13 protein-coding genes are annotated in these 14951 nt (G+C 36.2%); 1 reads left to right on the plus strand and 12 read right to left on the minus strand.

Annotated elements, in window-relative coordinates:
* Positions 1-50: 50 nt before the first annotated feature.
* Both ACZZZI_RS15025 and ACZZZI_RS15030 read right to left on the minus strand, forming a co-directional pair.
* Positions 51-653 carry a CDP-alcohol phosphatidyltransferase family protein gene (locus tag ACZZZI_RS15025; protein WP_463489887.1) on the minus strand — a complete coding sequence of 201 codons (603 nt, stop codon included), beginning with the start codon at positions 651-653 and terminating at the stop codon, positions 51-53.
* A gap of 52 nt (positions 654-705) precedes the next feature.
* On the minus strand, positions 706-1695 hold the full coding sequence (locus ACZZZI_RS15030; protein WP_316756690.1) for an aspartate-semialdehyde dehydrogenase: 990 nt from the start codon (positions 1693-1695) through the stop codon (positions 706-708).
* A gap of 48 nt (positions 1696-1743) precedes the next feature.
* On the opposite strand from ACZZZI_RS15030, the gene ACZZZI_RS15035 reads away from it, so the two are divergent.
* Positions 1744-4344: a lamin tail domain-containing protein gene (locus ACZZZI_RS15035; RefSeq protein WP_463489888.1), complete on the plus strand. Its 2601-nt coding sequence runs from the start codon at positions 1744-1746 to the stop codon at positions 4342-4344.
* 52 nt (positions 4345-4396) lie between these two features.
* Here the strand turns inward: ACZZZI_RS15035 and ACZZZI_RS15040 are convergent, their stop codons facing one another.
* From ACZZZI_RS15040 to ACZZZI_RS15085, 10 genes are all read right to left on the minus strand, one after another.
* Positions 4397-5266, minus strand: a complete 870-nt coding sequence (locus ACZZZI_RS15040; protein WP_463489889.1) for a sugar phosphate isomerase/epimerase family protein — start codon at positions 5264-5266, stop codon at positions 4397-4399.
* A 16-nt stretch (positions 5267-5282) separates the two neighbouring features.
* Positions 5283-6155, minus strand: a complete 873-nt coding sequence (locus ACZZZI_RS15045; protein WP_316756696.1) for a sugar phosphate isomerase/epimerase family protein — start codon at positions 6153-6155, stop codon at positions 5283-5285.
* Between the two features lie 71 nt (positions 6156-6226).
* Entirely contained in the window at positions 6227-7462 is a 1236-nt protein-coding gene (locus ACZZZI_RS15050; protein WP_316756699.1) for a nucleoside permease, read from the minus strand.
* 110 nt (positions 7463-7572) lie between these two features.
* On the minus strand, positions 7573-8253 hold the full coding sequence (locus tag ACZZZI_RS15055) for a 3-keto-disaccharide hydrolase (RefSeq protein WP_344767268.1): 681 nt from the start codon (positions 8251-8253) through the stop codon (positions 7573-7575).
* Positions 8254-8307: 54 nt separating this feature from the next.
* Complete coding sequence (locus ACZZZI_RS15060; RefSeq protein ID WP_316756703.1) at positions 8308-9765, minus strand: Gfo/Idh/MocA family protein; 1458 nt, start codon at positions 9763-9765, stop codon at positions 8308-8310.
* A gap of 30 nt (positions 9766-9795) precedes the next feature.
* Positions 9796-10179 (minus strand): c-type cytochrome, encoded by a 384-nt coding sequence (locus ACZZZI_RS15065; RefSeq protein ID WP_463489890.1) that lies wholly within the window; start codon positions 10177-10179, stop codon positions 9796-9798.
* Between the two features lie 30 nt (positions 10180-10209).
* On the minus strand, positions 10210-11262 hold the full coding sequence (locus tag ACZZZI_RS15070; protein WP_463489891.1) for a sugar phosphate isomerase/epimerase family protein: 1053 nt from the start codon (positions 11260-11262) through the stop codon (positions 10210-10212).
* A gap of 6 nt (positions 11263-11268) precedes the next feature.
* Complete coding sequence (locus ACZZZI_RS15075; protein ID WP_463489892.1) at positions 11269-12426, minus strand: Gfo/Idh/MocA family protein; 1158 nt, start codon at positions 12424-12426, stop codon at positions 11269-11271.
* Between the two features lie 83 nt (positions 12427-12509).
* A complete protein-coding gene (locus ACZZZI_RS15080; protein WP_424058911.1) occupies positions 12510-14210 on the minus strand; it encodes a GMC oxidoreductase in 1701 nt (566 codons plus the stop codon).
* A gap of 26 nt (positions 14211-14236) precedes the next feature.
* Complete coding sequence (locus ACZZZI_RS15085) at positions 14237-14821, minus strand: gluconate 2-dehydrogenase subunit 3 family protein (RefSeq protein WP_316756713.1); 585 nt, start codon at positions 14819-14821, stop codon at positions 14237-14239.
* Positions 14822-14951 lie beyond the last annotated feature (130 nt).

A 14951-nucleotide genomic window follows, 5' to 3' on the forward strand; every position in this document is an offset into this window, starting at 1 on the left:
AAATTGCTTTCCAAAAAAAATATCTGAAATAAAATCTGCTGTAGCTTAAACTATCCATTAAAGAGTTTGTGGCGTTTGATCTCTTTGCCTTGGCGTAATTTTACAGCATGGTAAATTGTTGGTACATCGTTCGCCCATTTTTTTAAAGTGAAAACAATGGCTAAAATTTCCAGTCTGGTAATCAGTCCTACCCATAGGCAGAGTTCAAATAATAAAACTGATTCGCAATGAACGATGATTTCGATCAACGTGGCAAATAAGATTATCGTCCAAATTTTTGCGCCGATAGAATGTGTTGCAATCTCCTTTTTAAACTTTAAGTAACTTACTAAGTAGATCATTACTTCAGCGCCAGTTAAAATGGCCAGCTTAATGAAATTATTTTTGAAAAAATCTGGACACTGAATATAAGTGGCAACAGCAACAGAGATAAAGAAAATCTGATCGATGCTAGAATCCAGCCGCCTCAATTTTTCTGAAGAAATATTTAGCTTTCTGGCAATGATTCCATCAAAAATATCAGTCAAAAATCCGATAGAAAGCAATGAAATAGCCAAGGTTGGATAATGATTTACCTGAAGAATACTGAGGAAAATAACAAGGAAACCAATTATTAATCTGGAATATATTAATGCAATCGGAATATTTTTCATAATTGGAGAGCACATAAAAAAGCCTCCGATTTTGATCGGAGGCTTAATTTTTTTAAACTAATTCTTTCTGAATTAAATATTCTGCAATTTGAACTGCATTTGTTGCAGCACCTTTACGCAAGTTATCTGCAACAATCCAAAGATTTAAAGCTTTGGGAGCTGATTCATCTCTACGGATACGGCCTACAAAAACCTCATCTTTCTCGTGTGCATCTTTCGGCATTGGGTATTTCAAATTAGCTACATCATCAACAACGATAATGCCTGGCGATTTCTCTAGAATGCTGCGAACTTCAGCTAAATCGAAATCGTTTTCAAATTCGATGTTAACAGACTCCGAGTGACCGCCCATAACTGGAATGCGAACAGTAGTAGCAGTAACTTTAATACTGTCATCGCTCATGATTTTGTTCGTTTCCTTAACCATTTTCATTTCTTCTTTGGTATAACCATTATCCATGAAAACATCGATATGAGGAAGAACGTTTAAATCGATTTCATACGGATATGCTTTTGGTCCGTCAATGCCTTTACGCTCGTTCATCAATTGTTCTACCGCTTTAACACCGGTTCCGGTAACTGATTGATAGGTAGAAACAACAACGCGTTTAATTTTATATTTATCGTGCAAAGGTTTTAAAACCACTACCATTTGTATGGTAGAACAGTTCGGGTTAGCAATAATCTTATTATCGATAGAAAGCTCGTGTGCATTTACTTCAGGAACAATTAATTTAACAGCTGGATCCATTCTCCAGGCCGAAGAATTATCGATAACTGTTGTACCAGCTTCTTTAAAACGTGGTGCATGCTCTAATGAAGTATTTCCACCAGCAGAGAACAAAGCGATGTCTGGTCTCATTCCGATTGCAGTATCCATGCTAACGATTGGGAACTTCTTACCCTTAAAAGTAATTTCCTTACCAACACTCTTTTCTGATGCTACGGGAATCAACTCTGTTAAGGGAAAATTTCTTTCTTCCAATACTTTTAACATTACGGTACCAACCAATCCGGTTGCACCTACTACTGCTACTTTCATTTTAATTTTTAATTATTATATTTATTAAACATTTGATATAAGCCAAATATGAAGAAAATTCTGCTTATATCCCTATTGTTATTTTCTAAAATTGCATTTTCCCAGTTTTCCGATCGCTTTGATGACGCAGATTTTTCTAGAAATCCTGTGTGGCAGGGCGATGGCAATTATTTTTTGGTAAACGCTCAAAAGCAATTACAAGCAAATGGACCACCAATTGCGTCGCAGATTTTATCATTGTCTACAGTAAATTCGGCTAGTTTAAATGCAAGTTGGGAGTTTTATGTTAGGTTAAATTTTAACCCTACTACGACTAATTATGCTCGTGTTTATTTAACATCTGATAATGCCGATTTAAAATCTGCTTTGAGAGGATATTTTGTCCAAATTGGTGAAACAGGCTCTACAGACGGCTTTCATTTATATAGGCAAACAGGAACTTCTACAACCAGAATAATAACAGGAGCACAGAGAAGCAGAGCAAATGCTAATGTTTTAACCGCAAAAATCAAAGTAACAAGAAACGAAAATGGTTTATGGAGTTTATTTACCGATGTTAACGGTGGGCAGAGTTTCGCTTTAGAGGGTTCAGTTACTGATAAAACTTACACAATGTCTTCATTTTCAGGTGTTTATTGTAGATATGCGACTGCATCAAGAAATACTTTATTTTTTTTCGATGATTTTGAAGTAAAGGATTTAGCAGCTGATATTACACCACCAACCATTAAGGCAATTTCAGTTATCGATGGACATAATTTGGAAGTCACGTTCTCCGAACCGCTTGATGAAACTTCCGCCTCATCTTTGCTGAATTATAGTCTATCAAATGGTTTCGGTAATCCATACTCTGTGGTTTACAATCAAAGTAGTTGTAAGTTAACGTTTCAAAATCCTTTAATTTCAGATAATTATTCATTGGTGATTAATAACGTAAAAGATAAAAAGGATAATGTTATTGATCCCAACTCCTTAATTAATTTTTTCTATATCAAGCCTTACTTAGCCAATTATGGTGATGTAGTAATTAATGAAATTTTTGCAAACCCTGCAGGAAGTCCTGGTTTGCCGCAAAAGGAGTTTGTAGAATTATGGAATACTTCTAATGAATATATATTAACACGAGGATGGAAATATGCTGACCAAACGTCAACTTACACATTTCTATCGGACACAATAAAACCAAATGAGCATATTATATTGTGCGCAAACGCAGATACAAATCAGTTTAAACCTTTTGGTAAAACCATTGGACTGGCGCCTTGGCCAAGTTTGAATAACGATAAAGATGTACTTACCTTAAGCAATGAAAAAGGATTATTAATTGATAAAGTAGGTTATAATGATAGCTGGTATAAAGATGATTTAAAAACCAAAGGCGGTTTTACTCTTGAATTAATTGATGCAAAAAATTTATGTAAAGGAAGTCAGAACTGGGCTGCAACGTTAGATGCCAGCGGCGGAACGCCAGGGAAGAGAAATTCTATTTACCGTACTCAATTAAGTGCCGAAATTCCGAAAATTATTAATGCTACAGTTATTGATAGTGTGACAATCTTAATTGATTTTTCAAAAGCTTTAGATAGCTTATCGGCTGTTCAGGCTCAAAATTATAAGATAAACAATGGTATCGGTAATCCTTCTGAAGTAATAATTTCACCTCAGTTTTCATCAGTAACTTTAAAATTAGGTAGTTCATTATCAAGGGGTGTAACAAGCACTACGGAGATAAATAATGTTACAGATTGTGCTGGAAATCAACTGGCTGCTTCAGCAAACTATGTAACATTATTTATTGCTAAGAAAATATTAAAGAACGATATTCTTATTTCAGAGGTATTGTTTAATCCTAAACCTAATGGTGTCGATTTTATAGAGATTTACAATAATTCTACTCAGCCTTTAGATTTAAAAGATTTGCAAGTTGCAAGTGTAGATTCGAAAGGAGCGATTGCAAATTTGAAATCGATTTCTACCAAAAGTTTTCTTTTAAATCCAAAAACTTATTGGGTAATTACCAGTAATACTTCAAACATTAAACAAAATTATTTTGCTTTAAATCCAGATCATTTTACTCAAGTAAGCTCATTACCTGCTTATAATAATGATAAGGGAAGTTTAATTCTTTTGAGTAGCAATGAGGTGATTGATCGGTTAAATTACGATGCTAAAATCCATCATCCATTAATCCAAAATGAAGATGGAATTTCTATAGAAAGAGTTTCATTTTCTGTTGATACAAATGAACCTAATAATTTTAAATCGGCAGCAGCATCTGTTGGTTTTGCAACACCAACTTATAAAAACTCTCAGGAATTAACAGGAAATGAAAACGTTGTAAGTTTAAGATCGAAAACATTTTCTCCTGATGGTGATGGATTTGAAGATGTTTTAGCTTTGGATTATCAGTTTGCAGAAAACTCGAGCCTAGCAACTATAAATATTTATTCGGATGAGGGCGTTTTGATAAAGAAACTTTTAAAGAACCAAACAATAGCAACAAGCGGAAATATTATTTGGGATGGTTTAGCTGATAGCGGGAATGTTGCTAAGGTGGGTATTTATGTAGTGGTTTTTGATGTTTTTGACTTAAAGGGTAACACCAAACGATTTAAAAATACTTGTGTAATTGCTACGAAGTTGAATTAAATACTCCCACAGATTAAATATTGTATTCTCATTTAATCTGTGGGAGATCTAACTATATTAAGTTTGCTTTGAAATAATCGTAACTTGTTTTTATTGATTCGATAGGAGTGGGGTTGTAATTTGTTTCGTGTTCAACAAAGAAATGCTTCATGCCCGATAGTTTTGCTTCAGCAAAAATAGACTTGAAATCAATTGAACCTTTTCCTATTTCGGTATTCCATTCTGGTTTAGCTTTATCCATATCCTTTACGTGCCACATTGGAAAACGTCCTGGATATTTTTTGAACAATGCAATAGGGTCGTTGCCTGAACGAACAGCCCAATATAAATCCAACTCAAAATTTACCAGATTTTTATCTGTTTCAGTTAGATAAACATCATATCCAGTAGTATCGCCCAATTTTTTAAATTCAAAATCGTGGTTGTGGTAAGCAAATTTTAAACCAGAGGCTTTTGCAAGTTCGGCAACTTTATTAAAATCATCAGCTACTTTTTTAAAGCCATCTACACCTTTATCCATATCTACATGGGCACCAGCTATTGTAAAATACTTTCCGCCAATTGCTGCAGATGATTCTATGTCTGCTTTCAACTTATCGGTTTTACCCGTTTTGCTAAATTCATCCATACCATAATGGCCGCTTGGAGCTTTCAATCCATTATCTTTTAATAAAGTTTTAAACTCTTTCGGTGTTAATCCCCAAAATTTGCCATTAGCGAAACCATAGGTTTCAACCTCTTTATATCCAGCTTCTGCAACTTTAGCAATTATGCCTTTCACATCCCCAGGTAAATCTTTGCGTAAAGAATATAGCTGTATACCAACGTTTTTTGTTACTTTATCAAAAGCAAACGACGGAATTAAAAGTGCTGCACCCGCTGCTAATCCTGCTTGTTTTATAAATGATCTTCTAGAGTTCATGTTAAAAATTTATAGGTTAAATCAATTCTTTTTTGATGTATTCGCAACTTGCCTTTACCGATTCGATTGGGTTTGGCTGATAATTAGTTTCATGCTCAACAAAGAAATGTTTCATACCAGAAAGTTTTGCCGCAGCGAAAATTGATTTGAAATTAATCGAACCCTTTCCAACTTCCGTATTTAATTCCTTTTTCGATTTATCCATATCCTTAACATGCCACATGGTAAAACGCCCTGGATTTTCTTTAAATAATTTTATTGGATCTCTTCCCGAGCGAACTACCCAGTATAAATCTAATTCAAAATCAACCAAGCTTTTATCTGTTCCTGTCAATAAAATTTCATAACCATTACTATCGCCTTGTTTATCAAATTCGAAATTGTGGTTGTGATAAGCCAGTCTTATTCCAGCATCTTTACACATTTGGCCAGCTTTATTAATTTTGATGGCCAGTTTTTTGTAATCATCGGCATTTTTTCTGATGCCCTGATCCAACCAAGGAATGGTTACATATTCACTACCCAAAACTTTTGCAGCAGCAATGGCAGCTTTCAATTCATCCGTATTGTCATCAACCAAATAGCTTCCTAAGCTGTAATGTCCGCTAACTGCTTTTAAACCGTTAGCATCTAAAATACTTTTGAATTCTTGAGGAGTTAATCCCCAGAATTGATCTTTAACTGAAAAACCATAAGTTTCTACTTCTTTAAAGCCTGCCTGAGCAACTTTCTCTATAACACCCTTAACATCTTTCGGAAGAGAATCGCGAAGAGAATACAACTGTAAACCAACTACTTTTTCATCAGCTGCAAAAGCAAACGATGGAATTAAAAAAGCAGCCGCTGTTGCCATACTGCTATTAATTAAAAATTTTCTTCTGTTTAACATATTTTTTGTTTTAACAACTAAGCAGGCTGTTTATGAGCCTGCTTAGTAAGTATTTTATTTTTTAATTAGAATTATGCTGTTTTAGCTTCAACTTCGGATTTAGTTTTATCGTTAAATAGTAATGCAAAAAGTAAGAAGACAACAGCAGCAATTCCTGCCGGGATAATCCAAACCATTTTCCAATCAGTCATATCTCCAGATTTATACATATCTGTAATTTGTCCTGCAACCATAAAACCAATAAGCATGCCAACACCGTAGGTAGCTAATGTTATAATACCTTGTGCAGCGCTTTTAACTTGTTCGCCAGCTTTCGAGTTTGTGTAAATCTGGCCAGAAACGAAAAAGAAATCGTAACATACGCCGTGAAGTGCAATTCCGATGATTAACATAAAGCTTAAATTATCTGCATTTCCGTAAGCAAAAAGCACATATCGTAAAGCCCAAGCCAACATACCAACAAGAATAGTTTTCTTAAATCCATATTTAGAGAAGAAAACTGGAATTGCCAGTAAAAACAAGGCCTCAGAAACCTGACCTATTGCCATTTTACCTGTTGGATTAGAAACTTTTATATCAGCCAGGAATAGCCCTGCATTTTGATAATAAAATGCCAATGGAATACAGATTAAAATAGATGAAATGAAGAAAATTGCAAAGTTTTTATCCTTAAGTAATTTTAATGCATCTAAACCTAAAATATCTTTAACTTTTACACCACCTTCTGAAACTTTTGGAGGAGTAGCTGGTAATGTAAAGCTAAACAAACCTAAAACAAGAGATACTATTCCAGCCATTAAGAATGTATTTTTCAATAAACCAGATTGAATTCCTTCTGGAGAATCCCAATGAAAAACAAAACTGATTAATAAACCTGCGATAATCCAACCTATAGTACCAAAAACTCTGATGTTTGCGAATTCTTTCTCTGGGTCTTTCATTTGGTTAAATGAAACCGAATTTACCAATGCCAGTGTTGGCATAAACAAAATCATATAGCCTAAAACATAAGGGTAAAACACACTTACATCAGTTGCATTATACATTTGGTACATTAAAATTGCGCCAACAATGTGTAAAACACCTAAAATTCTTTCTGCATTGAAATATCGATCTGCAATTAAGCCAACAATAAAAGGTGCAATAATTGCTCCCCACGATTGCGTTGAGAATACAGCTCCAGTTTCAGAACCAGAAGCTTTTAAGTTGTTAGCCAGGAAAGTTCCCAGTGTTACAAACCATGCGCCCCAGATGAAAAATTCAAGGAACATCATGAAAGAGAGTTTAAAGCGAGTTGTGCTATTCATTAGTTTATTTGGTTATATGTAAAATGTAGGATGTAAGGTGGATGATGTATAACGGTTAAGAGGATTTTGTAATTCACATTACACATTTCTCCTCTTACATCATCCATATTTTATAGTTCTTTAATTGAAATGTTTTTGTACCAAACTTCGTCGCCATGGTCTTGTAAGGCAATTTTTCCAGTTTTAAACGTTCCCCAGTCTTTCCAGGTTGCAAATTTACTTCCTGCAATAAGTTTTTTCCAGTTATCATCCCAAAGGGTAGTTTTTACAACCGTAACACCGTTTAAAATTAATGTTAATTTACCTTTATTGCTGATGATTTCTGCCTTGTTCCATTCGCCAACTGGTTTAACAGGTTCTGATGAGCTTTTTACTAAATCGTATAAATCTCCAGCACGGTGTTTGGTAATTTTTCCGTCTGGATGACCATCATTATCCAAAACCTGCATTTCCAGGCCAGTTGAATAAGTAGCTCCATATTGTGGGGCTTCATGCACATAGAAAATTAATCCGCTATTTGCTTTTGGTGCAACTTTCCAATCGTATTTTAAGTGGAAATTGCCATATTCTTTATCGGTAACCAAATCGCCACCGCCATCTTTGCCCTTTGCAGCTAAATCAAAATGAAGTGCACCATCTTGAACTTGCCATGCACTACCAACTGTAGTTTTATTGTAGGTATGCCAACCTGTAGTCGTTTTACCATCAAATAAGGGTTTAAATCCTTTTTGGGCTTGTGATATTTGAGTAACTGCTAGTAAAATACAGGCAGAAAGGATGTATTTTTTCATTATGATTTTGTAAATAAACCTCACAGTTTTTAAGCCTATGAGGTTTGATTTTAATTAAAGAGTTAAATTATTCCAGCCTTTACGATATTCGCGTTTTACGAACTGGTTTGCTTCATCAAAGTTGGTTACTTTCATGTTATCATTATCCCAAAGCATTTTTGTGTACCTGCCTGGGTAAGTAACCTTACCATTAACCGTTTTTTGAATATCGAAACTTCTAATTGCAAGGTTAGCCATTAATAAAGCTTCGGTTAACGGACCAGCGATTTCGAACGGAGAGCTCACTTCTTGCTTTCCATAACCTGCAATTGCAGCATCTACCCATTGTGCGTAATGGCCATTAGCGCCATCTTTTACACGAGCATATTTTTCAGGAACTTTAATGTCTTTATTTCTGCTTAATGGTAAAAGTTTTGGGTTAGCGCTATAAGTTTCGGCCATCATTTTGCCTTTTGTTCCGATAAATAAAGTTCCATTACCTCCATCGCCAAAAGTTTCGTTAGCTTCTAATTCTTCAGGGCGTTCTGGCTGAATGCCACCATCCATCCAATGCATAGTTACATCGCCTTTGGTTTTGTTGGTTTTAGGGAATTTCAAAGTTACATGGCTTGATGGCGGACAACTTTCTGGGAAGTAGCCGCGTTTAAATTCATCAACATATACAGAGCCAACACTTGCTTCGACCTCTTTGGCATATTTTAAGTTTAATACACTAAACGGAGCTTCAATTAAATGACATCCCATATCGCCTAAAGCACCTGTTCCATAATCCCACCATCCACGCCAGTTAAAAGGAACCAATTTATCAACGAAATCTTTTTCTGGAGCTGTACCTAACCACAAATTCCAATCTAATTCTTTCGGAATTTCGGCCTTTGTTGTTGGCCAGGGAATACCTTGTGGCCAAACTGGACGATTAGTCCACGCATAAACGGTGTGTACATCACCAATTAAACCAGCTTCATACCATTCTTTCATTTGACGGGCTCCATCATTCGATGCACCTTGATTACCCATTTGAGTTACCACTTTATATTTTTTTGCCGCCTGAGTTAAAATTCTGGCCTCATAAATATCGTGAGTTAATGGTTTTTGAACATAAACGTGTTTCCCCAACTGCATTGCTGCCAAAGTTTGAATCGCATGGTTATGATCAGGTGTTGAAACAGAAACGGCATCGAAATTTTTATGTTCCTTATCCAACATTTCTCTCCAATCTTTATAATATTTAGCTTTTGGGAAAGCTTTAACACTCTTAGCAGCTCTTCGATCGTCAACATCGCACAAGAAAGCTATATCTGCTTTGCCGCTTTTAGCAAACATTGCTACATCACTTTCTCCTTTACCACCTACACCAATACTGGCAACAAGCAAGCGATCACTTGGTGCTAAAAATCCTTTTCCGCCAAGTACATGGCGAGGAACTATCATAAATGCAGCGGCAGCAATAGCGCTGGTTTTAATAAAATCACGGCGGTTACTCGCATTTTTATTTTCTTGCTCTGTTTTCATTATTAGATAAGGTTTAGATGTTACTCTGATTTATTTTTTTAACGATAAAATATATTTTGCCATTAACTTAGCATCTTCTTTTTTCAAAGTGGCATGTGCTGTCATTGGCATTGTGCCCCAAACTCCTGTTCCGCCTTTAATAATTTTATCAGCTAAATAATTAATGTTTTTTTCGTTGTTAGGGTATTTTTTAGCAACCTCTACATACGCAGGACCAATGATTTTATTGGTTTTGTTGTGGCATCCTAAACAATCTGATTTGTTGATTAATTTTTCACCTGCAGATATTTGATAAAATGCATGGCTACTTGTAGTTGCAGTTGCTGTAACAACTTTCTCTTTCTCTAAATCGGCTTTCGAAAATGACGCCATAAAAATGACTACAGCGCCTAAAATTAAAAATGTTTTTTTCATGTGTGTGTGTATTTGTGTTTTGTTATTGTATTATAATCCTAATATTCTCTTATTAAAAGCAGCATCGCTTCCCGATGCAGCAAAATCATCAAAGGCTTTATCTGTTACATTGATGATGTTTTTCTTAATAAATTCTGCGCCTTCTCTTGCTCCATCTTCCTGATTTTTAATGCAGCATTCCCATTCCATAACAGCCCAACCTTTAAAGTCGTATTGAGCTAATTTACTAAAAATGGTTTTAAAGTCAACTTGGCCATCTCCTGGAGAACGATATCTGCCTGCACGATCTGCCCAACTCTGGTAACCTCCAAATGTACCTTGCTTACCAGTTGGATTAAATTCTGCATCCTTAACATGAAAGGCTTTAATCCTTTCGTGATAAATGTTGATATACTGAATATAATCTAATTGCTGTAATACAAAGTGCGATGGATCGTACAATAAGCATGCCCGAGGATGGTTGTTTACTGCAGCTAAAAACATTTCGTAAGTTTCGCCATCAAATAAATCCTCACCTGGATGAATTTCGTAGCAAACATCTACACCGCAATTATCGAATTCATTTAGAATTGGTGTCCAGCGTTTCGCCAATTCTGCAAAACCTTCCTCAACTAATCCAGCAGGCCGTTGCGGCCATGGATGAAAGTATTGCCACAATAGCGAGCCACTAAAGGTAGCATGCGCATTTAAGCCTAAATTTTGAGAAGCTTTAGCCGCATACTTCATTTGTTGTACAGCCCATTCGGTTCTTGCTTTCGGGTTTTTATGAACTTCCTTTGGTGCAAAGGCATCAAATAAATCGTCATAAGCAGGATGAACTGCAACCAGCTGACCTTGTAGGTGAGTAGAAAGTTCTGTAATCTCTAATCCGTATGATGCAATTTTACCTTTTAACTCATCAGCATAAGTTTTACTTTCCGCTGCTTTTTGTAAATCAATAAAACGGTTATCAAGTGTTGGCATTTGGATCCCTTTAAAGCCTAAGCCTTTTGCCCATTCACAAATGCTATCTAAAGAGTTAAATGGCGCTTCATCGCTAATAAATTGTGCCAAAAATACCGCTGGTCCTTTTATCGTTGTCATTGTTGATTAAATTTTATAGTCCCACCATTTTTGATCAGAATTACTTGAATTTACCGCATTCTCGATGAACGCCATTCCACGAATCCCATCTTCAGCATTTGGAAAATCAAGCATTTCTGCAGTTGGTTTTTGGTTATTCAGCTTAGCATCAACTGTTAGAGCAAAATTTTTGTAAATATTTGCGAAAGCCTCCAAATAACCTTCGGGATGGCCTCCTGGTGTACGAGTATTGTGTTTCGCAAAACTACCCATGTAGCCGTTTCCAGTTCTGTAAATTTGAGCAGGTTCGTTGCTCCATTTTACAATTAATGTATTTGGTTCCATTTGATGCCATTCCATACCGCCTTTTTCGCCATAAATTTTGATTTTTAAAGCATTTTCTTCGCCTGCTGCAACTTGCGATGCAATCAATACGCCATTTGAGCCATTATCGAATTTAAGAAGGACATTTCCATCATCATCAATTGCTCTTCCAGGAACTACAATGCTTAAATCAGCACAAATTTTTTCAATTTTTAAACCTGAAATATATTCGGCAAGGTGAGCTGCATGAGTACCGATATCGCCCATACTTCCACTTTTACCAGTTTTAGAGGGATCTGTACGCCAAGCCGCCTGAGCATTGCCTTCTCTTTCAGAAAGTGTGCTTAACCAGCCTTGCGGGTATTCTACTATAATTTTTCTTACAGCACCCAAAGCGCCTTCGCTAATCATTTGTTTAGCTTGCTTAACCATCGGGTAACCTGAATAGGTATGCGTTAAGCAAAGGGTTAAACCTGTTTCTTCTACTTTAGCTTTAAGCTGTTTAGCTTCTTCTAAGGTTAAAGTCATTGGTTTTTCGATAACAACATTAAAACCAAGTTCGAGCGCTAACATTGCAGGCGCAAAGTGAGCAAAATTTGGAGTAACGATGGTTACGAAATCTATTCTTTCGTCGGCAGGTAATTCACTTTCTGCCTTCAACATTTCTTCGTAATTTTTGTATATTCTGTTATCTGGAAGGAAAAGAAGTTTCCCAGATTCATATCCAACTTCTGGATTTACACTTAAAGCACCCGCAGATAATTCGATTAAACCATCCATGTTTGCCGCAAGGCGATGTACAGCGCCGATAAAGGCGTCTTTACCGCCACCTATCATGCCCATTCTTAGTTTTCTTTGCATATCGATTAGAGGATATATACTAAAAGGTTTAAGGCGGAAGGGTTGTAACCTTTCACCTTAAACCTTTTAGCTTAACCTTTTATTTAAATATTATTTTTCTTTAATTCTTTTACTGCATAATCTGCAGCACGGGCGGTTAAAGCCATAAATGTTAATGATGGATTTTGACATGCGATAGAAGGCATACAAGCACCGTCTGTTACGAATACGTTGTTAACTTCGTGCATTTGATTCCATTTATTAAGAACAGAAGTTTTAGGGTCGTTACCCATTCTTGCAGTTCCCATTTCGTGGATAGCCATACCAGGATAGCAACCATTATCGTAAGTTTTGATGTTTTTCATACCTGCTTTTTCTAACATTTCAGCAGCATCATTCATCATATCTACACGCATTTTTTTCTCGTTCTCTTTGTATTCGCAATCAATTGCTAATACAGGCTGTCCCCACTTATCTTTTTTGGTTTTATCGATGTAAACTTTGTTTTCGTAGTAAGGTAACATTTCTCCAAAACCGCCTAGCCCCATACTCCATTTACCTGGTTTAGTCATTTTTTCTTTTAAGCCAGAACCAAATGATAACTCAGCAACATCATTCTGCCAATTCGATCTGCTTGCGCCACCCTGATAACCAAAGCCACGCAAGTAATCACGTTTATCGTTACCTATATTTTGATATCTAGGAACGTAAATACCATTGGCACGGCGACCATAAGTGTATTTATCATCAAAACCTTCGGCTTCGCCGGATGCTCCACAACGGAAATGGTGATCCATTAAGTTATGTCCTAACTGGCCGCTTCCATTACCTAATCCATTTGGATGCGCTTCTGAAGTTGAGTTTAATAAAATGAATGTAGAACCTAAAGTAGAACCGTTTACAAAAACAATTTTCGCATAGAATTCCATCGTTTTGTTTGTTTCCGCATCAATTACCATTACACCTTTAGCTTTCTTAGTATCCTTATCGTAGATAATATGATTTACGATAGAGTACGGTCTTACTGTTAGGCGTTTAGTTGCCATTGCAGCTGGTAGGGTAGAAGATTGTGTGCTGAAATATGCTCCAAAAGGGCAACCACGGCTACACAAGTTACGGTACTGGCAATTACCACGACCTTTATGAGGTACAGTTAAATTGGCAACACGGCCAATCATCATAATACGCTCTCTTTTATAGTGCTCTTCAATTCGAGCTTTTACTGATTTTTCTACAATATTTAAATCCATTGGAGGTAAAAACTCTCCATCTGGACAAGTCGACCAGTTTTCTTTAGAACCACTGATGCCTGCAAATCGCTCTGCATAATCATACCAAGGTGAAAGTTCTGCATAACGTACAGGCCAATCAGAACCATGTCCGTCCTTTGCATTATCTTCAAAATTGTGATCGCTTAATCGGTAACTCTGGCGACCCCACATTAAAGATTTACCTCCAACGTGAAAACCACGATACCAATCGAAACGTTTATCTTCGGTATACGGGCATTCTAAATCGTTAACCCACCATTTTTCGTTCGCTTCGCTATACGGATAATCTCTCTTTTGAACAGGATGCGTACGTTTTTGCTCTTCAGTTAACTTACCCGCATGTTTAAAATCCCAAGGATTTTTCATTGCAGTTTCGTAACCTGTAATGTGCTCAATGTTCATGCCTCTTTCGAGCATTAGAACGCGTAAACCCTTCTCTGTTAATTCTTTTGCAGCCCAGCCGCCACTAATACCCGAGCCTATAACTATAGCATCGTAAGTATTTTCTGCTTTTAAATTTGTATTTAAATTCATGATGTTTTGTAGTTGAGGTTTAGAAATTAAGTTGCCCAAGATTTTTGGCCTGGTTTTAAAGGCGCATTGCCGTCATATCTTCCTGGTATAAGAACATATTCGCGGGCTTTGGTACAACCAATTTCCGAAGAGTAGTAGCCTAGTAAAGTTAAATCTCTGGCGGTAATAAAGAAATATACCAAATCTTTGTTTTCTTCTGATTTAGTTTCTTTCTGAGCTAAAGACATCGTTCTTAAATCGACCATTAGTTTAGTTCGTTCGGCGGTAGTTAAGGTTACATAACTTTTCTTGAAATCTGCCAGTGATTTAGCCTGAAGCGCTTTGAAACCTTTAGCAAATGAGGTTTGCATTTCCTTAGGATAACAATCTTGCATCATCATTGGAATAAACTTGCCTAAACCTGCAGCTTTTGCACCAGCAGACGATTTGGTAGTCGGAACAATAATATCAGCAAATTCGGCAAAAATCTTTTCATCCTGCAGAGAGAATGATACGAAGTTTTTTTCGTTTTCTGGGAGCGTAAAACTTTCAAATAAAACGCCCATTGTACTCGCTGAGATTGCTCCGCCCAGCAAGAATGCAACATTTTTTAGTGCTTCTCTTCTATGCATCGTCTTTGTGTATTTTATATATTTTGGTTATAATATATTGAATTAGTAATATTAGAAAAATCTGCGGTAAATATTAAATCAACAGTGTATAAATAACACTATGCAATGTGATTGTTACTTGGTGGAATTA

The sequence above is a fragment of the Pedobacter sp. AC190 genome (assembly GCF_979258025.1).